Source organism: Candidatus Nitrospira bockiana, assembly GCF_965152565.1.
Genome location: NZ_OZ224215.1, coordinates 622,738 through 643,919, shown reverse-complemented (window position 1 = coordinate 643,919; position 21,182 = coordinate 622,738). Strand labels below are relative to the sequence as shown.

General features: G+C 60.9%; 18 protein-coding genes. 3 read left to right on the top strand and 15 right to left on the bottom strand.

The features are described from left to right. Positions 1-8 precede the first annotated feature (8 nt). The 7 genes from ACWHYV_RS03455 to ACWHYV_RS03425 all read right to left on the bottom strand — a co-directional run bounded on the left by ACWHYV_RS03455 (position 9) and on the right by ACWHYV_RS03425 (position 7,183). Entirely contained in the window at positions 9-1,373 is a 1,365-nt protein-coding gene (locus ACWHYV_RS03455; RefSeq protein WP_447979261.1) for a DUF4255 domain-containing protein, read from the bottom strand. Next, on the bottom strand, positions 1,370-2,050 hold the full coding sequence (locus ACWHYV_RS03450) for a hypothetical protein (protein WP_447979260.1): 681 nt from the start codon (positions 2,048-2,050) through the stop codon (positions 1,370-1,372). The genes ACWHYV_RS03455 and ACWHYV_RS03450 overlap by 4 nt, the downstream gene beginning before the upstream one ends. A 5-nt stretch (positions 2,051-2,055) precedes the next feature. Next, positions 2,056-2,808, bottom strand: a complete 753-nt coding sequence (locus tag ACWHYV_RS03445; protein WP_447979259.1) for a phage baseplate protein — start codon at positions 2,806-2,808, stop codon at positions 2,056-2,058. Positions 2,809-2,827: 19 nt separating this feature from the next. Continuing rightward, positions 2,828-3,349 (bottom strand): phage tail protein, encoded by a 522-nt coding sequence (locus ACWHYV_RS03440; RefSeq protein ID WP_447979258.1) that lies wholly within the window; start codon positions 3,347-3,349, stop codon positions 2,828-2,830. A 193-nt stretch (positions 3,350-3,542) separates the two neighbouring features. Next, positions 3,543-5,153 (bottom strand): phage tail sheath family protein, encoded by a 1,611-nt coding sequence (locus ACWHYV_RS03435; protein ID WP_447979257.1) that lies wholly within the window; start codon positions 5,151-5,153, stop codon positions 3,543-3,545. Positions 5,154-5,188: 35 nt separating this feature from the next. Continuing rightward, on the bottom strand, positions 5,189-5,488 hold the full coding sequence (locus tag ACWHYV_RS03430; RefSeq protein WP_447979256.1) for a hypothetical protein: 300 nt from the start codon (positions 5,486-5,488) through the stop codon (positions 5,189-5,191). Between the two features lie 297 nt (positions 5,489-5,785). Continuing rightward, complete coding sequence (locus ACWHYV_RS03425; protein WP_447979255.1) at positions 5,786-7,183, bottom strand: sigma 54-interacting transcriptional regulator; 1,398 nt, start codon at positions 7,181-7,183, stop codon at positions 5,786-5,788. A 245-nt stretch (positions 7,184-7,428) separates the two neighbouring features. Between ACWHYV_RS03425 and ACWHYV_RS03420 the strand changes: the two genes are divergently transcribed. From ACWHYV_RS03420 to ACWHYV_RS03410, 3 genes are all read left to right on the top strand, one after another. Beyond that, the gene (locus ACWHYV_RS03420) at positions 7,429-9,147 is read left to right on the top strand and encodes a PHP domain-containing protein (protein WP_447979254.1); all 1,719 of its coding nucleotides are present in this window, start codon (positions 7,429-7,431) and stop codon (positions 9,145-9,147) included. 148 nt (positions 9,148-9,295) lie between these two features. Continuing rightward, on the top strand, positions 9,296-10,054 hold the full coding sequence (locus tag ACWHYV_RS03415) for a CHRD domain-containing protein (RefSeq protein WP_447979253.1): 759 nt from the start codon (positions 9,296-9,298) through the stop codon (positions 10,052-10,054). A 229-nt stretch (positions 10,055-10,283) separates the two neighbouring features. Then, the gene (locus ACWHYV_RS03410) at positions 10,284-11,021 is read left to right on the top strand and encodes a Tll0287-like domain-containing protein (RefSeq protein ID WP_447979252.1); all 738 of its coding nucleotides are present in this window, start codon (positions 10,284-10,286) and stop codon (positions 11,019-11,021) included. A gap of 1,231 nt (positions 11,022-12,252) precedes the next feature. Here the strand turns inward: ACWHYV_RS03410 and ACWHYV_RS03405 are convergent. From ACWHYV_RS03405 to ACWHYV_RS03370, 8 genes are all read right to left on the bottom strand, one after another. Continuing rightward, entirely contained in the window at positions 12,253-12,858 is a 606-nt protein-coding gene (locus ACWHYV_RS03405) for a 2OG-Fe(II) oxygenase (protein WP_447979251.1), read from the bottom strand. A 295-nt stretch (positions 12,859-13,153) separates the two neighbouring features. After that, positions 13,154-14,659: a type I restriction-modification system subunit M gene (locus tag ACWHYV_RS03400; protein ID WP_447979250.1), complete on the bottom strand. Its 1,506-nt coding sequence runs from the start codon at positions 14,657-14,659 to the stop codon at positions 13,154-13,156. A gap of 12 nt (positions 14,660-14,671) precedes the next feature. Beyond that, the gene (locus tag ACWHYV_RS03395) at positions 14,672-16,105 is read right to left on the bottom strand and encodes a hypothetical protein (RefSeq protein ID WP_447979249.1); all 1,434 of its coding nucleotides are present in this window, start codon (positions 16,103-16,105) and stop codon (positions 14,672-14,674) included. Beyond that, a complete protein-coding gene (locus ACWHYV_RS03390) occupies positions 16,105-17,475 on the bottom strand; it encodes a restriction endonuclease subunit S (RefSeq protein ID WP_447979248.1) in 1,371 nt (456 codons plus the stop codon). The genes ACWHYV_RS03395 and ACWHYV_RS03390 overlap by 1 nt, the downstream gene beginning before the upstream one ends. Before the next feature lie 2 nt (positions 17,476-17,477). After that, the gene (locus ACWHYV_RS03385) at positions 17,478-17,582 is read right to left on the bottom strand and encodes a hypothetical protein (RefSeq protein ID WP_447980681.1); all 105 of its coding nucleotides are present in this window, start codon (positions 17,580-17,582) and stop codon (positions 17,478-17,480) included. 51 nt (positions 17,583-17,633) lie between these two features. Continuing rightward, on the bottom strand, positions 17,634-17,972 hold the full coding sequence (locus tag ACWHYV_RS03380) for a type II toxin-antitoxin system PemK/MazF family toxin (RefSeq protein ID WP_447979247.1): 339 nt from the start codon (positions 17,970-17,972) through the stop codon (positions 17,634-17,636). Beyond that, positions 17,962-18,162, bottom strand: a complete 201-nt coding sequence (locus tag ACWHYV_RS03375; protein ID WP_447979246.1) for a DUF2281 domain-containing protein — start codon at positions 18,160-18,162, stop codon at positions 17,962-17,964. The genes ACWHYV_RS03380 and ACWHYV_RS03375 overlap by 11 nt, the downstream gene beginning before the upstream one ends. Positions 18,163-18,176: 14 nt before the next feature. Then, a complete protein-coding gene (locus tag ACWHYV_RS03370; protein ID WP_447979245.1) occupies positions 18,177-21,002 on the bottom strand; it encodes a type I restriction endonuclease subunit R in 2,826 nt (941 codons plus the stop codon). Between the last annotated feature and the right edge of the window lie 180 nt (positions 21,003-21,182).

Here is a 21,182-nt window from a genome sequence, read left to right as displayed (position 1 = left end):
CTCTGTCGTCATATCGTGATGGCTGGGGACACGTACTTGCCGGTTCCATCCACGCCCAGAGCGCTTTCCGCTCCGTCCACCTGCACGCGAAGCAGGTACGTGCCCGGGGCGACAAAACTGATCGGAAAGACGATCGAGCCGGTGTCGGGCTGAGTCGGCGCCACGATCCCGTTATCCTGGGGAGCCGGGAAGCTAGAGGAGCGCGCGGGCCGTGCGGCGGGCGGGTTCAGCTCGTTCAACAAGAGGATGACACGTTGACGGCGGCCCACCCGCGGCGCGAACTGGACGGTGACATCGGCCGATTGCAGGGTTATCCCATCCACGACGACTGGAGCACCGTTCTTGAGCGTCGGGGTCACGTTGGCAACCGAGGGCGCCGTCACCGCCGGCGGGGTAATCGTCGGATGCAGGACGAACGCCGCCACGTTCGATTCGAACCCTCGATGCGGCTCGTCGGGCGAGGCCGTCCCGAGATCGAGCCGATGGACCACCTGTGCGCTCTGCACGCCGGCCTGTAGCCCTGCGGGAATCGTGACAGTGATCGCATGGTCGGCGACATCATCCGCGGCCGGTGTCAGCTCGATCGCACCGAGGCGAACGCGGGTCACGTCCCCGCGGAATTGAGAGCCGCGCATCACCACCGCGCTGCCTTCCACGATCCAGTCGTCGGCGCCGGTCTTGGCCTCGATCGCCTCGATCACCGGCTGGCGCCATGTCAGCACCGTGAGGTTGCGCGACCGAACCGGCAACGCGCTCTTCGTGCTGCGTTTGCTCTCGATCAGCACGACCGACGCCTGGTAGACGGCCGACGGCCGATAGTGCGCCTGCAAGGCCGTCCACAAGCGCGACATCTCCTCGGTCGAGAGGCTCTGCGGAGAGAGCTTGATCTGCTCGATCTGATCGGCCAGCTCCGCGGCCACGAGCGATTGCTGGGCCGGCGGCAGCACGCTGCCGGTAACCGGCGGGGGCGCTCCGAGCGCGACGCGGATCGCCTCGCGGGCCAGCACCGGGGTCTCATGGAGCGTCTGCATCGCGTAGCCCAAGAGAATCTCCCCGTGGAACTCCTGCTCGCCGTACGCGGTGAGCAGGTAGTGGAGATCGAGCGCGAGCGGGGGGTTGGTGAGCCGGTCGCCCCGCGCATCGCGAGACGGCAACCCGACGTTCCGCCAGCCTTGGTTCGGAGTGACCTGGAACAAGAAGAGATTGAGCTGGCTCTTCTCCTTGCTGTCGCCGACCTCGATGCGATCCGGCGGCAGCGCCGTCACCGTCACGTTCCCACCGATGGCCCCGGTCACATCCTGGTCGATGAGGCCGTTGTTGAGGAGATCGCGGAGCACCGCCGTCACCGCCCCGATCGCCAACGCGTTGCTCATCGACGCCCTCGATGCCGGCCGTGCAGGTAGTCCGCGAGCGAGAGGTTCTCGGCCTTCGCCGCCGGACGCGGGGTCGGCGCGGTCGGCAGAATGGCACGAACGTCGATGCGGCCGATCGTGACTCGGATCGTCGGATCAGGATCGGCGCGTTGGTCGTCTCGTTTCGCCACCGCCTCACGATCGCTCGATCCCACCCGACCGTCCGCAGGGACCAGCAGCCGTGACGGCGGAGGCGCGGCCGCTGCAACCCGGTGCTCCGTCGACCGGCTCTCTCTCGATCCGTCAGCCTCTAGGGACGAACGGTGCTCCGGCACCTTTCGCGCGGTGGCATCCGCCTGGGTCCCTGAGGACGGGTCAGCCGGTTGAATGTGCATGCTCCGAATCGTGGAGCGCGCCGCCTCGAGCGCCGCGGTGACGGCCTTCACGCGCGGATCGGGGCTCGGCTGGGGATCGTCCCGTTCTCGCTGTTCCCGCCAGGGGCGAGGCCGCAAGGGGGCGGGCGATTCCTCCGGGGGCGCCGGCTGGCCTGAGCGGAACGTGACGAGCTCCCCGTCGCGTTCCAGCCCGCCGAGGCCGTCGCCGGGACGCACCGGCTCGAAGCGTGACGGCACACGGGGCTCGAGCACCGGAAGAACGGACGGCGCCTCGGGTCGGTGCCGCTCGATCAATCTCGCCACGAAATTCATCGGCTCTGTTCGATCATCGACACGTACCGTTGCCGCCGCGCGGCGCTCATCGCCAGGATCTCGTGCTCGGTCCACCCGTAGGCGGACGCGATCGTATGCACCTCGTCGAGCGCACGCGTCGCCCACACGCCGAGCTCGCGCCACAGGAAGGCGGCCACGTCGAACAGGGCCTGCCATTCGTGCGCGCACGCCGGACAACGCATGGCGATGGATACCTCGGCCTGAGGATCGGCCTCGCTCATCCGGTCCGCCACCACGTTCACGACGGCGTCCGGCAACTCCTCGGGTGCGACCGGCGCATCGTCCCGCCGCGCCTCGAGGATGCACTGGACGATGACGGCCCGATCGGGCGCGCTGACGCAGGCCGTGTCGGCGCTCAAGAGATCCAGACTGTTCGCCGCCCGGGCTCGAACGACGTAGCGGTCGGCCTGCACGTGGAAGACCTCGTCCTCAGGCTCGCTCATCCGAATGTCATCGGTCGTGAAACGCCACTCGAAGCGCTCCAGGCAGCCGGGACAGTGCGCGAGCGCCACGATGAGAGGACCAAACAGATACTCCCGCAAGGACAAGAGATCGGCGTCGCGCCGGCCGATCGTCCGCTCGGCGAGTCTCTCGTGCGGGACGTCGGGCCTCGCCAGCATCAACAGCGCCAGCGCGCGCTGGACCGGCGGCAGCGACTGCCCCGCCTCCCAGACGTCGAGCAGCTCGCCCGCCGATGGCACGTGCACGGCCGATGACCCCGCGCGCATGTCGATTCACCCCCGGGGCTCAGGCGCCGCTGAAGCTCGGCTCGCTCGGCTCCGGGACCTCCACGTCGCGCTCGAACCCCTCATGCTCCAGCTTGAGATGCTGGATGGCCACGGCGTTGGCGTTGGCATCGAGATCGGGGAGCGACTGATACTCGGAGACCCAGCAGCGATAGACCTTGTAGGCCAGGGCGAGCTGTCCCGCTTCGTTGTACAGCTCGATGATGATGTCCTTGCGGAAGTCCTTGAGCGAGGCCTCCGCGCCCAGGCCGGAGCCGACGCTCCAGATCTTGTTCGCCCACTTCTCGAACTCCGGATCGTGGGTGACGCCCCGCTCGAGCGTGATGGGCTCGTACTCGGTCCGGCCCGGCGATTTGCGGCTGCTGCTCGGATCGCCGCCCTCGCGGTGCTTCACGACCTCGGTCGTGCGCTTGAGCGCGCTGACCTTGCTCACCCCCGCGACGTACCGGCCGTCCCATTTCACCCGGAACTTGAAGTTCTTGTACGGATCGAATCGCTGCGCGTTGACCGTGAACTGAGCCATCTCCCCTCCTCTAACAGGATGTTGAAAACGGCCCCCAGCTTTGTTCTCGCGTCGCTCAGGGCCTCAACGTACCGCAAAGGGTACGCCTCGGCCCTTCGCTCGCTGCGGCCGCGCCCGGGATAGGGCGTGTTTTGGCATGCCTGGGGTGGGCGGGTAAGATGATGGCCGTTTTGAACATCCTGGTGCGGCACGCCTACGTCTGAATCTGTCCCGCCATCTGTTGCAGCTTGATGATGACGAACTCGGCCGGCTTGAGCGGTGCGAACCCGACGACGATGTTCACGATGCCCAGGTTCACGTCGTTCTGCGTCGTCGTCTCCTTGTCGCACTTCACGAAGTAGGCGTCGCGCGGCGTCGTGCCCTGAAACGCCCCCTGCCGGAAGAGGTTGTGCATGAAGGCGCCGACGTTAAGGCGGATCTGCGCCCACAGCGGCTCATCGTTGGGCTCGAAGACGACCCACTTCAACCCGCGGTACAGGCTTTCCTCGATGAAGAGCGCGGTGCGCCGCACCGGCACGTACTTGTACTCGTCCGCCGCCGCGTCCGCCCCGCGCATCGTCCGCGATCCCCACACGACGCGGCCGTAGATGGGAAACGTGCGCAGCGCGTTGATCCCGAGGGGATTGAGGATCCCGTTCTCCGGGTCCGTCATCTCGACCTTCAGGCCGGCGACGCCGTTCAGCGCCGCGTCGATGCCGGCCGGAGCCTTCCAGACGCCGCGCTGCGAATCGGTGCGGGCGATGACGCCGGCCACGACCCCGGACGGGACGAACACGTCCAACTGCCCGTCGAGCTTCGGATCGGCTTGTACGATGCGCGGGAAATAGATGGCCGCATTCCGCGCCGCGTCGCCGGTGAGGTTCATGCCGCCGACCCCGCTCTGGGCTGCGGAGACCGTGGTCCAGGCGTTCTTCGGATCCACGATCAACAGGGCGCGGCGCTTCGCGCAATACGCCAGCGCTTCCTGATAGACGTCGTCGGGCACGTCCCCGCCTCGCGCGTCCGGCGGGATCGCGAGCAGATTGAAGAGATCGGCGTGCTCGAGCGCATAGAGCCCCGTCTTCGCGGAGGCGCTCCCCTTGAAATCCGCGGATCCGAGCGTGTCGCTGTCGGCCGCGACGTCGGTGGCCGGCGCGTTCTTGGCGGGCGTCGACTTGCTGTTGCTCGTCCAGACGTCCGCGTCGGTCAACGCGCCGGCATGCGCGGCCGGCCCGGTGTTCGAGGGCAGCGTGACGCTCCCGGCCACCACGACCAGCTTCGACTCGGCCGCCAGCACCCGGTCGACGCGCCGTGCGCTTTCTTTCGTCGTCAGGTTCAGGAAGGTCTCGATGGAGCCGGTCCCTCCGTCCCGGATGGTCAGATCGAAGAGATCGGCGGGCTGCACCCCCAATCGCTGCGCCACGGCCTGGAGGTTCGGATCGGTCGTCGGCTTCTTATCCACGCGGACACGGACCTGCATGCCCCACGCCCCTTCGGAGCTCGCCTGCAGGGTCAGGTTCGGCACCTCGTACGTGGCCTTCGAGGCGCCGCCCGAGGGCTGCTTGTACAAGCGCACGATGATCGCCTGGCTGCCGCCGTTGAGGAAAAAGTCCCGGACCGCGTAGCCGAGCATCATGTTGCGATCGAGGCCGCCGTAGAGCCGCTCGAAGTCGCTGAAGCTCGTGATCGTCACCGCCTGGTTCACGGGACCCCGCAACGCTTTCCCGAGAAACGCGGTGATGGAGGTCGCGACCCCGGTGATGGTGCGCACCCCGCTGGGAATCTCTTCGACGTAGACGCCGGGGTAGCTCGGTGTGACGGGCATGGGCTCTCCTTTCTCCGTTCAGTCCGATGGCCGGGTCAGCGATCCGTCTCGTCGCCCGGCCGTCGCTTCAAGGCGTGGACGATCGTCTCCAGGTGCGGCTTGTTCAATCCGTAGACGACATGGGAGGCGGTCGTCTCCCGGCGCACGATCCAGCCGCGGGCCACGAGCTCTTCGACGGCCTCGTGCACGAGCTCACGCGGCCATCGTCGGTCGTCCGCGCGCACCCACCACCGCGCGATGCCCTCGATCGTATCTTTGGCTTCCGGATGCTCGACGACATAGCGAAGGATCTCCTCGATGACCGGACCCCGGTGACCAGGCTCATCAGCAGTCAAAGAAGGGCCTTTCTGCGAGATCGTGGTCGTCACGCTACGCAAAGCGAGTACCACACGGGCGGGCGGGCAAGTGCTTGATGTTGCAAGGGGGCAGGGGGCCGGCCTTCGGCCGGGTGCGGCTTCCACGCCGAAGGCCGGAGAGGGGGCTCAGTTGGTGAGCCGCCCACGATCGGCCGATCACGGTGCGGCTCATCTGCCCACGCCGCTGCGGCCAGAAGGCCGCAGCGGCGGCGAACGTCGGTTGCGGCGGGACGAGGACGTCGATCGGGGGGAGCCGAGTGAAGTCAGCAGGCCGTGCTAGCGTTCTTGAAACGCTCGACGGTCCAAGCCGTACTTGTCGAGCAGGCGCTGAAAGGCACGGCGTTCTTTGCCTGCCGCCCTGGCGGCGCGGCTCACGTTGCCCTGCCACGCGCTCAGCAGCTTCGTCAGATAGGCCCGTTCGAACTGGCGGATGGCGGAAGCCTTGGCCTCGCGCAGGGACGACGCGGCGGCCGGCGGCCGTCCGGGCGACGGCGGCAGATCGAGGTGATCCGGCTCGAGCGCCGACGAGGTGGTGAGCACCATCGCCCGCTGGATGATGCCCTCCAGCTCGCGCACGTTTCCCGGCCAGGCATGGACAAGAAGTTTTTGAAGCGCCTCCGGCGAGATCGTGACCGCTCCGCGAGTCGTCTTGCCGGCATAGCGATGCATGAAATGCGCGACCAGGCCCGGGATGTCCTCGGGCCGCTCGCGGAGCGGAGGGATGGACAGTGAGAGGATGTTCAACCGGTAGTACAGATCTTCGCGGAACCGCCGGGTCTCGACCTGACGCCTCAGGTCGGTGTTCGTCGCGGCGATGATCCGGACGTCCGCGACGGCCCCCTTCGAAGATCCCAATGGCCGGTACTGTCGGTCTTGCAAGAACCGGAGGAGCTTCGTCTGCGCAGAGAGACTGAGGGCATCGATCTCATCGAGGAAGAGCGTCCCACCGTCCGCCTCCGCCACCAGTCCCTGCTGGTGCGAGAAGGCGTTGGTGAACGCGCCGCGCACGTGCCCGAACATTTCGTTCTCGAACAACTGATCGGGCAACGCGCCGCAGTTCACCGGCACGAAGGGCTTCGCTTTTCGCGCGCTGTGATAGTGAATCGCGCGGGCGAACAGCTCCTTGCCGGTCCCGGTCTCGCCGGCGATCAGCACCGTCGCCTCCGCCTCCGCGAACAACGGAATCTTTTCGAGTTCGCGCACGAAGCACTCGGCCCGTCCCACGAGACAGTCCAGGCGGAACCCGGTGACGTGCCGCGCCGGGTCTCCTGCCGAGGAGCTCTCGATCGGCTCGTCGGCCAGCAATCGATCGAGGCGCGGCGCCAACTCGATATCCCGAAAGGGACAGAGGAGAAAGTCATCCAGCCCTTCGTGGAGGGCGCCGGAGACCGAGGCCGGATTCTGCTCCCCGCACAAGAGCCCGAGGATCGGAACGCGAACCCAACGCCGCTTCACGGACAGGACGACATCCGAGACGGGGGTCGAGGGCGACGGCCTGAGCAACACGCAGTCGGGCCTCGGGATTCGGTCGTGGAGCACGAGCGCCTCGGCTCGATGCACCTGGACGTCGCGCGGAGACAGACAGTATCGAACGAGCGTGGTCAATGAATCGTGGCGGCTGCCGCGACAGCCCTGGTTGCCGAGATCAAGAATCAGGATATGACGGTCCCGCATCGCCTCTCATCCTCAGGTCAGAATTTCGAATCTTCGGTATTCCGCGAGTGAACGACGTGATGCGCCCGTTATAGTCCGTGGAGAAAAAAACGCAAGGGCTTTTTGGACCAGTCTTGCGTGATTCTGCTAAGGCCAGGAGGAGCGGTGTGGACTACATGGTCCGTACTTGCTGTCGGCTTGACTCCTGCGGACGAAGGCGGAGCCAGCGGCTGGCCGATGCCCCAGGTGATGTGATGAAATGAGACATGACCAAACACGAGATTGCTCAGGCGCTCAAGGAGATCGCCTTTTTCCTGTTACTCAAGGGCGAGAACCCCTACAAGGCCCGGGCGTACCAGCACGCAGCCTCCGCGCTACTCGCCTGTCCCGAGGACCTGACGACGCTGGTGGAGCAAGGGGGCTTGCCCCGGGTGAAAGGGATTGGTCCGTCCACCGCCTCGGTCATCATCGAGCTCGTCCGCACCGGCTCCTCCACCCTTCAGCGCGAGGCGCGCGGGGAGTATCCTCCGTCGCTCGCGGAGCTCGCCGAGCTCCCAGGGTTGAGCCCCTCGCAAATCCGCCGACTGTATGAACGCGCCCGGATTGGTTCGCTCGCCGACTTGCAAGCGGCGTCCGCCGAGAACCGCCTGCTGACGATCCCGGGGCTCTGGCCAAAGGCACACGAGCGGATTCAAGCCGCGCTCGGGCAGTACCAGCGAGGGCGAGGCTATCGCCTCTACGCCGACGTGCTCGATGAGGCACATCAGCTCTTGGCGGCGCTCGAACGCCTTCCCGGTGTCCACGGGGCCGCCCTGGCCGGCGCCCTCCGGCGCAAAGCGGAGGTGGTCAACGATCTTCACGTCGTGCTGATGACCGCGCCTGCGATGCGCGGGACCGACCTCGCGACGCAGATCGCGGCGATCCCGAATCTCACGGAAACGCGGGTCGTCGATCACACGGTCACCACCCGCTCACCCCTCGGCCTGCCGGTCACGATCGACTGGAGTCCCGCCGAGCCGTACGGGTTGACCCTGTGGCTGGCAACCGGAAGCCCCGAACACGTCGATCGCGTCCAGGAGCAGTTTCGTGACGAGGGCTTGGCGGATTGGCATGCGGTGCGCGCCCGGTTCGGATCGGCAATGAAGACGGAGGAGGCGGTCTATCAGGCCGCGGGCCTCCCTTACATTCCGCCGGAGCTGAGGGAGGGGCGCGACGAACTGACCTGGGCTCGCACGGGCAGGCTCCCCGCGCTGATCGAGCCGGCGGACATTCACGGCTTCTTTCACACCCATACGGTCTATACCGACGGTGCGAATACGCTCGAGGAGATGGTCCTCGCGGCACGCGCCCGCGGCTACCGTTACGTGGGCCTCTCCGATCACAGCCAGTCGGCCCACTACGTCAGCGGGCTCAAAGAAGATCGCATTCGAGCGCAGTGGGCTGAGATCGCAGCCGTGCAGGATCGCCATCCGGACATTCATCTCTTCAGGGGGATTGAAGCCGACATTCTGCCCGATGGCACCATGGACTATCCCGATGAGCTGCTCGCGCAGTTCGACTTCGTCATCGCCTCGGTCCACAGTCGGTTCAATCTGTCTGAAGACGACCAAACACGGCGCATCTGCCGAGCCCTGACCAACCCCTACGTGACCATGCTGGGTCATCCGACGGGCCGGTTGCTTCTGTCGCGCGCAGGCTATCGGGTGAATCTCCCGCAGGTGCTCGACGTGGCGGCGAGGCACGGGAAGATGATCGAAATCAATGGCAGCCGGCACCGCCTCGACCTCGACTGGCGCTGGGCCCAGCTCGCGAAGAGTCGGGGCATCAAGCTGTGCGTGAACCCCGATGCCCATGCGGCGAACGAGGTCGTGAACGTAGACCTCGGGGTCAATGTGGCACGGAAAGGCGGCCTCTGCCGTGAAGACGTTGCCAACACCTCCTCCCTTGAAGAGATGAAGGAGGCGCTCCGTTCGACGCGCCCCTGACACCGCCACGGAAGCTTCTTCGACGAGGATGGAGTGCGCTTGCAGCGACCGAGCTGCTGCATGGCCCGTACGGAGATCTGTGAATTGACGCGCATTCACGGTGGAGCCATCCTTGGCAGCATCCCTCTCTTGCGAAAGGAGCGCTGCCATGCAACGACCTCTTCTGCGCTTCACCTGTCTCCTGGTTGTGCTCTTGGCTGCACCGCAGGTTGATGCGGATACGATCCTCTTTGCGAACATGACCAATGCTCAGGAGAATCCCCCGGCGTTACCGACGACCACCGCCACCGGCGCTTCAAGACCGGCCTCATTTGGCACCGCGAGCTTCATCCTCAATGACGCGAGAACCGCGCTGAGCTTCTCCTCCACCATCGTCAATATCGACGTGACCGGGTCCCAAACGACCGACCCCAACGACAACTTGGTGGCCGCCCACATTCATGCCAGCCCAACCGTGACGCCGACCACCAATGCCCCGGTCGTCTGGGGATTCTTCGGCACCCCGTTCAATGACAACAATCCGAACGATGTGGCGGTGACCCCGTTTGCGACGGGCGTGGGCGGCACCATCAGCGGCAAGTGGGATGCAGTTGAAGGGAACAACACGACGCTGGCTGCCCAGGTGCCGAATATCTTGGGAGGCCGATCCTATATCAACTTCCACACGACGCAGTTCCCGGGCGGGGAGATTCGCGGAACCCTGACGATCGTGCCGGAACCGTCAACGCTCTTGCTGATCGTGACGGGACTCGCGGCGTTGGGTCTGGCACGCCGACTGGGAGAGAGCCGCGACTGCGGCTCACTGAGATCCTTGAAGGCATCTTCGAGCGCCAGGCCATGTGGTAAGCCGGGCTTCCAGTCACGATATCTTTGTGCCTGGTGGCAATATCGGTCCTCGTCATTTTAGGTGCCAGTGCTCTGTGTTGTGCCACCGTAGGCATGCTAGGCCCGTGTAGCGTCGACCGCGAGTCATCTGCTGTAAGTTTCATGCTCCTTTTGCTGCACTGATGGCTGGTCATCTGTGTAGGCTTCTCCCCGATATTTCCAGTGGGAGGAATGTGCTATGACCCTCCCCCTATTGATCCTAATGAGCTCCGCGCGGCCTTCTGCGGGGAATCGTGATGATGAACAGAAGGATGCTCACGGTCGCGATCTTCTTGGCACTCGCCCTAGGTCTTCAACCGTTCTCTGCGGCCCAGCCGACCACAGAGGACATTGTGGAGACAGGCCGGTTGCTGGTTCTCTTACTGGATGCCGGTCGCGTCACGATTGCCAACAAGCAGCCGCTACTCAATGATCCGAAAAAGGGCAACAAGGGCTATACGCCCGCCGTGTTCGAGCAGGAATTAGCAGAGAATTTTCGACAACGAACAGGTCTGGATCTTTTCACGCTGCAGCAGAGTGCGGTGCCGGAACTGGCCAAGGAATTGCTCCCCTCGCTCGTGGTGGCGAGCAAGAAAGCCGTGGGTGATGTCCAGCACATCATCAACCTCGAGGGCATCGGCTTCAAAGGCTTTATTCCGGCGACCTTTGGAACGATCGTGGCCAGCACCTTCCGCAGTTACACCCAGGTCTACCTGCGGCAGACGATGGATCCTCCGCGCAACCCGCGCAATAGCCCCGACGACTTCGAGCGTCGCGTGTTAACACGGCTCGCAAATCCCGCCTCTCCCCGCCAGAAGGACGGCATCGTGAGCGAGGTGGTGGACGGCGGCAAGGCGGTCCGAGTGTTATTGCCCTTGTACTATCAAAAGGCCTGTTTGGCGTGCCACGGTGAACCAAAGGGCGAGCGTGATATCACCGGCTATCCGAAAGAAGGGGCAAAGGAGGGCGACTTCGGCGGGGCGATCAGTGTCAAGCTGGAGATTCCATGATGCCACGGAATTGCGACAGCACCATGATCCGAGATGGCAACAAGGCTTCAAGCACGGATGGCAGGCTGAACCATGAGCGGCGTATAACCATTGTTGGGGATTTCGGAGAGGACTTTAGGCGCCTGCACACCATCCTCTACTCCCGACCTCCTGCTTCTGCGGTGTTCCTGATGTCACCTCGCCATCCACTATACCCCTGCTCTTATGTGGGGCGTCGGACTTACCGAGCTGCGATGCGCCGTTCGGCCGCGCAACCACTACCGACTCGATTCGCGACCCCGCGTGCCGGTCAAAGGGCCTCACCAAGGTTGGGCCGTGCCTATTGGCACCGGATCTCAGCACGCGTCCCTTGGACTTCACATCGGATGATAAGAGCGGCGCCCCGACCGTCTGTCACCGCATAAGAGCAGCGGCCAACTCTTACCCAGGTCCCACCTCCCTTCATTCCAGAAGCTAAGAACGAATCACCACGAATCAATGCGGAGAGTCGCGTAAGCCGCCTTCTCAGAGCGCCGCCACTTCAATGCCTTGCAGGGCTCGTTCGTCCGCGCTGTACATCGAAGCAAGGGAGCCGCGGAGCACACGCCCGCGTGCAAGCGCCGACTTAATTGGAGAGCGCCTCGGCGACGATGTCGCGTCCGTTCGTAATCTTCAAAATCTCTGCATACAGCGCTGGCGCACTGGCCGACCAACTGGCATTGAGGGCAGCCCCCGAAACGCCGCGTCGGCCGCTTTCTGTTGATCGTGGGTGAGCACCGGGTGGGACATCGAGTAGCATCCTCCGCGTGAAATGGACTGAGACCAACCACGTGCCGATGGTCGATAAGCGCATCATCCTGCCAGCAGGTTGGGAACAAGCTGAAACCCTCTGTCGTTCTCGACGATGAGATTGTCGCTCTCGCAAGATCTCACGACGCTCCCCCTCACCGCCCGACGTGCGCGGCTCGAGCGCGTCTTGGAGAACAGCGGCAACGATCGGCTGCGATTGAGTGAGTTGGTTCGTGGGCGGCGGGACGGAGCCACGCTACAGCCGCAGTCATTTCGGGGCCTTGTCCTGCGCCGTCCAGAGGACGATCGCCTGGGAAAAGGCCATAGGGGGACTAATCTGTAGGACGCCCGGCCTTTCCGGAATGGCTGTTTGCCAGGTCATTTGCTAGGCGATGACGTCGGGGTCGGAGTCGGGTCCGATTTAGGCGGAGTGAACTGTTGGCCAGCAATAGTACTTGATCGGTTAGGAAGTACGCTCCTCCTGGATACCGAAAGTTTCCTCTGGCTTATACATGACATCGGTGCGCAGCACGTACTTCTGTCCGCTCTGCACGACGGCACCCTCGTGCCAGATGGAGTGTAAGAACGCGAGTGCCATCCCTTTCCTCGGCTGGACCGAGAGGTACGAACGTTTCTGGACTACTTGCTTCATGTCCGCGAAGAATCGGGTTTCCCCACCCGTCATCTCATCGTTGAGATAGATCATGAACGTCATCTGACTTTCCTCCCAGCTCTTCATCCGCAGATACGAGCCATCGCGATGAGGCTTGAAGGTCTGTCCGGGACGATAACGGTAAAAGCGCCACCGTTCATTGAACCCGACAAGCCTCTGGCCTTCAATGTCAGCGGGTAAGAACGGTTCAGCGCGGTGGAACAGGTCTGAGGCCAGAGTGACATCATCGACCAATACACGCTCGTTGTTCCGGACCTCCTCGATAACGACGTCGGCGACCGTTCCATGTTCGTAGATGAGGGCCTCGCTGCGCCGAATCAGCGCCACGCATTCTTCGGCGGACAGGAAATCATGAATCACCAACACCTTGCCAAGCTCCAAGTCTTCCCTAATCATGGCACCACCCTCATTCGGTCACGTTTCTTTGGAAACCGTTGATGCAACCGTGGCCCCTTACCATCTGAGCCAGAACGTGGAGCAAGATCTGTGCTCTAAGATCTGCACTGGAAAGGCTTGCGCCCTCAAGATAATGGATATATGGGGGAGGAAGAGGATGCGGCCAACAGCGTATTCAGTGAGATACGCAGCTGTATCCGAAACGATATTTGATGAGGTCAAACCCCTTCGGGGTCGAGGAAACCCCCGGGTCGGTGGACTAGAAACACCGGTTAGACTGCAGACTTGGGCCTTCTCATGTATTCACGCTGTCCTTCTTGTCCGCACCGTTCAAATCGTTGGCAATCAGGCGAAACTGTTCGAGGGCGGCCTCGAGATCGTCGATGATTTCTTGGGCGATGACGTCGGGATCGGGGAGGTTGTCGGAGGCTTCGAGGGATTCGTCTTTGAGCCAGAAGATGTCGAGGCTGGCTTTGTCGCGGGCGACGAGGTCGTCGTAATCGTAGGCGCGCCAGCGGCCGTCTGGTTTCTTCTCGGACCAGGTTTGTCTACGCTCGTGGCGATTCGCCGGGTTGTAGCACTTCACGAACTCGTCCAAGTCCTCGCGCTTGAGCGGGTTGGTCTTGAGCGTGAAGTGTTGGTTGGTGCGGAGGTCGTAGATCCAGAGCTTCTTGGTCCACGGCGTTTCGCTTGCGGGCTTCTTGTCGAAGAACAGCACATTGGCCTTCACGCCTTGGGCATAGAAGAGTCCGGTTGGGAGGCGCAGCAGCGTGTGGACGTCGCAGTCGTGGAGGAGCTTGCGCCTGACGGTCTCCCCTGCTCCGCCTTCGAAGAGGACGTTGTCCGGTACGACAACAGCAGCGCGACCATTGACCGCGAGGATCGTCTTCACATGCTGGACAAAGTTCAGTTGCTTGTTGGAGGTCGTCGCCCAGAAGTCGTCGCGCTCGTAAGTCTCGCGTTCTTTGGAAACTTCCCCCTCCTGTCCGACAACGGTGTAGCTGCTCTTCTTGCCGAATGGGGGATTTGTGAGCACGACGTCAAAGCGATCGCCGGGATCGCCGGCCAATGAGTCGGCCACGATGATCGGCTCGTAATCCTGGCTGCCGATGCCATGTAGCAGCAGGTTCATGGCACAGAGGCGCGCGACAGCGTACACCAATTCACAGCCGCGGAGCGCCTGCTCCTTCAGCGCCTTCTTCTGCGCTTTCGTGAGATTCGGATTGTGCTTTACCACATAGTCATGAGCAGCGAGGAGGAAGCCTCCAGTCCCGCAGGCCGGATCGCAGATGGTTTCCCCTGGTTTCGGAGCGATGCAATCCACAATCGCAGCAATCAGCGGACGCGGGGTGAAGTACTGGCCCGCTCCCCCCTTCACGTCTTCGGCGTTCTTTTGGAGCAGTCCCTCGTAGGCGTCGCCCTTTACGTCGGCGCTCATCGCCGACCAGTCTTCCTTGTCGATCAGATCCACGATCAGGCGGCGCAGCTTGGCGGGGTCCTGGAATTTGTTCTGGGACTTGTTGAAGATCAGCCCGAGCAAGCCCTTCTCACTGCCGAGCTTTTCCAGGGTATGGCGGTAGTGGTCGAACAGCTCGTCGCCATCCTTCTTGAGCAGGCTCTGCCAACTATATTTGTCAGGAATCGGGCTGGGCTGGTTGTACGGCAGCTTCGTCCGCTCGTCGGCCATCTTGAGGAACAGCAAATACGTCAACTGCTCGACGTAGTCGCCGTAGCTCATGCCGTCGTCGCGCAGGACGTTGCAGTAGTTCCAGAGTTTTTGGACGATGCCTGCAGAAGTCATATCCTATGCTCTCTAGAGCTTACTTGCTGAGGCTTTAACAAAGCCGTCAATGAACACGATTTCCGAAACTGGAAGCCCTTCTTTCTTGCGTGTACCATGGAGCTTTAGTATTTCCTTGTCCTTTCTCCCCATCTTCCCGACGTCAATCACGACATAGGTTGCTCGCATTGTGTGCTCTGCCTTCTTATAAGTCTCCAATTGCCTTTCATATCCCCCAACAACTTTTGGGTTATCCGATAACTTGATCTCCACGAGTATCCGGGTGGCGTAGCCGTGCGAGAATTTGAAATCTACTTCGCCCGTGCCCGTGTCCACTTCCGGACTAATATCAAGATTATTTGCCTTGCAGTAGCTGTCCGCAACTGCAAAGAATAGCCTTTGCACTGATTTCTCGTTACGGCGTTTTCCATCATGCCAAAGCTCCTTAGACAACCCCCTTTCTTCAATCAGGTGTTGGAATTGTGTAATGATTTGAGAGACAACTTCATCTGCTTGATTTAGATCGAGAGACTTTGGCGCTTTCAGTGATAATGGAAATTCCTTTGCGACCGTCTCGTGGATGCGCCTCCAAACGAGAAGCCCTTCCGGATCGGAATCAAAATCATATGACGACGGTACGGTTTGATGGATCGTCTGTAGCAGAGTGTTAAATGCTTCATGGCTTGCCAAGGCGTGTTCTCTAATAACTTTCTTGTCCTTCCTGGTCTTAGCCTTCCAGATTTCCCCAATAAGTCTATTGACTTTACCTCGCAGCTCAGCTGTTTCTTGAGCTGCTCTGCAAACATCATCCCAGTCGTTTGCAATTGGAAGATCCCGAAGTACGTCTTTAGGAACTAACAGAACTGGCGTTCTAGGTGTCGCGAGAGGGTTCACCGCGAGGCTTGCGTCGAAACCGTTAAATTCAAACTTCTCTCTTGGAACCTTGAGCGTTTCTTGCACTCGTTCATTAAACCGAACAAGATTCGGAAGGATGATACTTGTAGCCATGTCACTAATTAAATCTGGCCCGACATCTTCTTCGAGAAGAGGGAGAGAAATAAAAAGATCTGGATCGCGAATTCCAAGGTCAACAATTTCCTTAGCAGTAGCCGTTAGCCTCCTTGCCAGCTTGGGGCCAGGTCCGCGTCCATGGATTGAGGCTGCACCATAACCAAGACATGTTCCTTTTATTTCCTTAAATAGCAGCTTCTTGTAAGCAGCTCGCCAGGCGATATCGCTTTCAGCCTTGGCTGCCACAAGTAATTTGATTACATCGGCAAAAAACTTTTTATAGGTTCTATCTGCCTGCCGCATTTCAAGATGCTTACTGCCTTTGAATAACAGCGGGTCAATAAATAATTTCGCATCCACATTAAGCGTTGGGTCTAAAACGTCCAACGCGCTAAGTCTAGCGGGACTAACTTCAAAGTGATGGGAGAACTGAAGCGGGTGCTTTATTTTCCCCATTAGCTCGTCCTAAGTGACCCGGAAAAGGCTTGAGTCAAAACCGACTGCCGCAGGTGATCGGCGCGGGTGAGATTGGCCTCGACGGTGGCTTCGAGTTCCTCGATGACGGACAGGCGGCGCTCGACTTCGGCCACAATCTGCTCTTGTTCGATTTTCGGCGGAACTGGTACCGGCAGTATCTCTGCATCCCCCACACGAAGGTGTTTCACTCCAGAGCCTACTGATGTCCTGTCAGTGATTCGTTTTATGATTGGTGACATCAAGGCATAAAGGAGGAACAGTGCTGTAATTGCTCCTGATGGGCGCATAAGCATCATCCGCTGTCCCATACAAAGCTTTAAACCTGGCGGAATAATTGCGGCTTCACCCATCGGTGCTTCCCGGGTAAAAAGCACGTCTCCAGGTGCTGGCGGACACCGCCTCGACCAAAACGTATAGGTGGGCTGATCTACATATCTCACGTCTTCTAGAATCAGCTTGCCATCTCGAATATTGCTCGTGCGTACTAGCAGAATGCCTGCGGATGTATAAGGGGCAGTCTTGTTATGACAATCCACTACAGCATCACAACACTGGACTGCAGATGCCCATTCCCATCCCTCAGGAAGTGACGGCAGGTCATTAGCAATGGGAGCATCGGGCTCCTTGTACTTTCCCGTACCATTCCAGTTCGCCCGTCGTTCGGCAAGAATGCGTTCGAGCAGTTTGCTGGCCGGTTCAACATCCGGATGCCGCTTGCGCCAATCTTCGGTTAACCTCCCTTCGACGGCGGCTTTGAGGACGGCGGCTTTGTACCGCTTGAGGTTGGCTTTGATGCGCTTGAGCGAGGCGACGGCTTCGCCGAGACGGGAGAACTGCTTTTCGATCTCCGCGACGAGGAGCTGTTGCTGATCGAAGGGTGGAACTGGAATTGAAGCATCTTCGAGGAAAGATGTTGGCACGCGCTTTTGGCCGACCGCGCCAGTCATGTGGTGCGCTGCCTCTCGACGAAAGCTCATGTTGGATACGAAGTGATAAACGTACCTAGGCTCGATGCCAGGACGTGGGCGCAAAACGTGAAACTCGGTGGAGCCAAACCCCACGCCATTCGTCAGCTTCGGCACAACCGCCATTTTCCCGTTCTCCATGCAGGGCGTAATCTTGGCGAAGAGGACATCGCCCTCACGAAACGGTGTATATCCCTTTTTGACCGTAGCGAAGCGTTTTGTCTGGGACACTTCGATCCGTCCACTACCAGCCTCAACAGCAGCCATCGGCACGAACGATACTTCGAGGTCGTCTCGATAGCCAGACTTATCCAGGCGTGGATTGAGGTCCACGACTTCAGACAATGGCTTCAGTGGCCACCTAGTTTTGGTGTCGTCCAACATACCTACGCTGCTAATGCCCCATTCAATTGTTCAATCATCTCGTTCAGCTCAGTACCGAAGATCTGATGCACCTTTCCTAACCCACCTTCCCGATCAAACGGCGCCAGCTCAAAGTCGTCCTTCTCGATGCCGAGATTCGCCTGCGACGTGGCCGCGGATCATTTGCGGACATAACCGACGACTGAGCAGAGTCCTTGCAACACCGCTTGTATGGTCTGTGGTGACACTGCGCCGAAGGTTTTGACGATGCTGCTCTCGGAAAGGGTAAAGACTTTGTCAAATCTGATCCAACAGAGTTTGGGAAGTGTCCCTTCAACTAAGTGAGTCGGCCCGAGTTGTAGGGCGGCATTCTGTTGTTCGACGGAGGTGATGGCCAGCCCGATGAAGTCGGCGTGTCGATCCGGGGGAGTTAACACCAACACGGGGCGTCTCTTGCTTGACTGAAGATCCGAGTAGGGAAAGGGAATGAGGACAAGGTCCCCGGGCTTACACGCCATTCCAGATCTCATCATCCCGGTTATCCCATACATGGCGCATCGCCGGTTCCTGCGCCTGCTTCAGTTCTTCGGTGAGCCGATCGCGGAGTCCGTGCTTGATTTCAATGTACTCGATGAAATCCAACACCTCCTGCGCGAGTGTGTCCGGAAGCTTCTGTGCCTCCTTGAAAATTCGTTCAGCTGTCGACATAACGCCCTTCCTCTCTAGGCCACGAGGGCCACATTCATGGCTTCTATTATGGTCTGAAGGCCTTCCGGAAACAATCGATGGGCCTTGCCCAATCCGCCTTCCTGGGCAAACGGCGCGTATTCGAAGTCATCCGGCCCTATGCTTAGGTTCGCTGCGGCATGGTCGCGGATCATTTCGAGCCAGCGGCGCTGTTCTTCGGTGAACCGCCTGCCTCGGCTTTCCTGTTCCCCCAGCCAGGCGTTGAAGTTGGCATTGACTCGTTCGGGGAAAGGAACCAGCTCGTTGTCCTGGTGGATGGCGAAGCGGACGAGGGACACCAGATCTGTCAGAATCCGCTTGCCGCTGGCGCCTTTGACCTTCGACTTCTCCAGTGCCGCATAGGCCTGCCAAAGCTGTGATTCGTTCCAGAGGTACGGCGGCTTTTCGATGGCCTCGGCCAGTTGCTTGATGCTTTCGAAGGTGAGGCGCTGCTTGTAGGGCCTGCTGTAGAGAATCTGCAAGGCGGTGATTTCATCCTTGTGCTGTGCGATGAACTGCTCGAATGATTGCACGATCGTGCGGGCGCGGTTTAGAGCGTCGGCGCTGAAGCCTGCTTCGATGACCTGGTCCTGGCTCACGTGGTCGATGGTCAGCTCGTTCTTCTTCTTGATGTCGATGAGCAGCTCGCGGAGCTTCGGGTCCTGGAACGGCTTGGTTGCTTCCTGCAAGAGCGCGGCCGCTGCCTGCTGAATCTCCTGCTCGCTCGGTTTCTCGGTGCCGAACTGTTGCTTGGCCCGCTCTTCCTGCCGATCGGGATTCACCGCTTCGACCAATCGGCGGCTCAGGTCCTTGAGCGAGAGGCCGCCGCTGGATTGGACGATGGCCTGGTCGTCTTCCTTCGCGATGCGGTGCTCCATGCGAGCGAGCCGGCCGGCGATGCTGGTGAGCACGTCTTCGTCGGTGCTTCCCAAGGCCACGGCCTGCAACAGCTTGTCGAACGAGACGCTGGGCTTTTTCTCCATCGGCCTGGCGTCGGTCTTGTCCTGCTCGCAAACGCCGACGGCATCCACAATCACGAAATGGTCTTTGCTTGGCGCGTCGGGGGTGACGCTCTTGAGGTCGTCCGGCTTGATGACGCGGACGCCGCGGCCTTTCATCTGTTCGAAGAAGGTGCGGGACTTGACGGCGCGCATGAAGAGGACGATTTCAACCGGCTTGATGTCGGTGCCGGTAGCGATCATGTCCACAGTGACGGCGATGCGGGGTAATGGAGAGACGCGAAAGGCTTTGATGAGTTCCTTCGGGTCGGCGCCGGTGGTGCGATAGGTGATCTTCTGCGCGAAGTCGTTCCCCTTGCCGAATTCCTCACGCACGATCTTGACGATGTCCTCGGCGTGGGAGTCGTCCTTGGCGAAGATGAGGGTCTTGGGCACCCAAGTGCGGCCGGGGAAGATCTCGGTGAAGAGCTTCTCTTTGAACGTCTTGATGATGGTGCGGATCTGGTCCGGCGCGACCACGTCGCGGTCGAGCTGGTCGGGATCATAGGCGAAGTCGTCGTCGAGCTGCTCCCAGCGCGTGGCGCGGGTCTCGCGGTCGCGCTTTTCGAGGTAGTAGCCCGCCTCGACGGCGGAGCCGGCTTGTGTGATGGCCGTACGGATTCGGTACACGTCGTAGTTCACGTTCACGCCATCGGCCACGGCCTGTTCGTGGTTGTATTCCATGACGAGGTTCTGATTGAAGAAGCCGAAGGTCTGTTTGTTCGGCGTGGCGGTGAGGCCGATGAGGTAGGCGTCGAAGTATTCGAGCACCTGCGCCCACAGATTGTAGATGGAGCGATGGCATTCGTCGGTGACGATCACGTCGAAGGTTTCGATGGGAATGGCCGGGTTGTATTCGATCGGATCCGGCTTCTTGAACAGCCGCTCGAGGCCGGAGACTGATGCCTCCTCGTCTTCTTCCGCTAGTTCCCGCCCCTTGAGCATGGAGTAGAGGCGCTGGATCGTCCCGATGCACACGCGTGCCGTGGTGTCGAGCTGATTGCTCGTGAGGCGCTGTACGACGAATTCTTCGGTGAACTTGAAGTTGTTGTAGGGAGAGACGTACTGCTGTAATTCTTTTAGTGTCTGGTCACCGAGATTGCCGCGGTCGACGAGGAAGAGGACACGCCGCGCGCCTGCAAACTTGATGAGCCGATAAATGAAGTTGATGGCCGTAAAGGTCTTGCCGCTGCCGGTCGCCATTTGAATAAGGGCTCTGGGGCGGTCTTCGGCGAGGGACTTTTCAAGATTGGTGATGGCTTGTACTTGCGCCGGCCATAGACCGGTTGTGATCAGCGGCGGCATTTGCTGGAGTCGCCCGCGAAGCGTCGAGAGCCGTTGGTATTGGGGCATGCGAAGAGCGGCCACATTGTGCTGAAGTGGGGCCACCTCGTCTAGGCCAGCCTGGCTCAACCATTCGGCGAGAGTGGCCGGCTTGTGGAACGAGAAGACGTGCCGGCTGCGCGGCTCCGGATCGACACCATTGGTGAACCGCGTTTCGATGCCGGTACTCTGATAGAGAAACGGCAGGGGGCGGATGTACGAGGGTAGGCCCGAGGGGAGGCCTTGGCTGTATTTCCCTGCCTGGATTTCGACCCCGGTGAGCGTCGCGCCTTCCCGCTTCGCCTCGATCACGCCGGCGGCTTTGCCATCGATGTAGAGCAGATAATCGGCGAACCCGTGCGGCCGATCGAGCGGGAAGTTACGGAGTGCGATGCCTCGTGAAGCGGTGAGATTGGCGTCCTTGAAGTCCTGGACCGACCAGCCGGCCTTCGTCAAGAGCTGATCGATATGCGCTCGTGCCTTCTCTTCCGGCGTTGGCATAGCCGCCCTAATGAAAACCGGGGAGCAGTGTATCGAAAACGAATATTCAAAGCTACTGGACTGAGGCGCGGAGGTGCTAGATGGGCGCGGCGGATCTACTAGGCTAGGGCCATTTGGCCTTGGCCGGAATTATGTTTCCATCATGCCTCGATTATGGGACTACGCTATCAGGAAACATTG

Excerpts from the sequence above, each read along its gene's own strand:
- ACWHYV_RS03455 (WP_447979261.1), bottom strand. The coding sequence starts at position 1,373 with ATGAGCAACGCGTTGGCGATCGGGGCGGTGACGGCGGTGCTCCGCGAT.
- ACWHYV_RS03445 (WP_447979259.1), bottom strand. The coding sequence starts at position 2,808 with ATGCGCGCGGGGTCATCGGCCGTGCACGTGCCATCGGCGGGCGAGCTG.
- ACWHYV_RS03440 (WP_447979258.1), bottom strand. The coding sequence starts at position 3,349 with ATGGCTCAGTTCACGGTCAACGCGCAGCGATTCGATCCGTACAAGAAC.
- ACWHYV_RS03435 (WP_447979257.1), bottom strand. The coding sequence starts at position 5,153 with ATGCCCGTCACACCGAGCTACCCCGGCGTCTACGTCGAAGAGATTCCC.
- ACWHYV_RS03425 (WP_447979255.1), bottom strand. The coding sequence starts at position 7,183 with ATGCGGGACCGTCATATCCTGATTCTTGATCTCGGCAACCAGGGCTGT.
- ACWHYV_RS03420 (WP_447979254.1), top strand. The coding sequence starts at position 7,429 with ATGACCAAACACGAGATTGCTCAGGCGCTCAAGGAGATCGCCTTTTTC.
- ACWHYV_RS03415 (WP_447979253.1), top strand. The coding sequence starts at position 9,296 with ATGCAACGACCTCTTCTGCGCTTCACCTGTCTCCTGGTTGTGCTCTTG.
- ACWHYV_RS03410 (WP_447979252.1), top strand. The coding sequence starts at position 10,284 with ATGCTCACGGTCGCGATCTTCTTGGCACTCGCCCTAGGTCTTCAACCG.
- ACWHYV_RS03405 (WP_447979251.1), bottom strand. The coding sequence starts at position 12,858 with ATGATTAGGGAAGACTTGGAGCTTGGCAAGGTGTTGGTGATTCATGAT.
- ACWHYV_RS03400 (WP_447979250.1), bottom strand. The coding sequence starts at position 14,659 with ATGACTTCTGCAGGCATCGTCCAAAAACTCTGGAACTACTGCAACGTC.
- ACWHYV_RS03395 (WP_447979249.1), bottom strand. The coding sequence starts at position 16,105 with ATGGGGAAAATAAAGCACCCGCTTCAGTTCTCCCATCACTTTGAAGTT.
- ACWHYV_RS03390 (WP_447979248.1), bottom strand. The coding sequence starts at position 17,475 with ATGTTGGACGACACCAAAACTAGGTGGCCACTGAAGCCATTGTCTGAA.
- ACWHYV_RS03380 (WP_447979247.1), bottom strand. The coding sequence starts at position 17,972 with ATGGCGTGTAAGCCCGGGGACCTTGTCCTCATTCCCTTTCCCTACTCG.
- ACWHYV_RS03375 (WP_447979246.1), bottom strand. The coding sequence starts at position 18,162 with ATGTCGACAGCTGAACGAATTTTCAAGGAGGCACAGAAGCTTCCGGAC.
- ACWHYV_RS03370 (WP_447979245.1), bottom strand. The coding sequence starts at position 21,002 with ATGCCAACGCCGGAAGAGAAGGCACGAGCGCATATCGATCAGCTCTTG.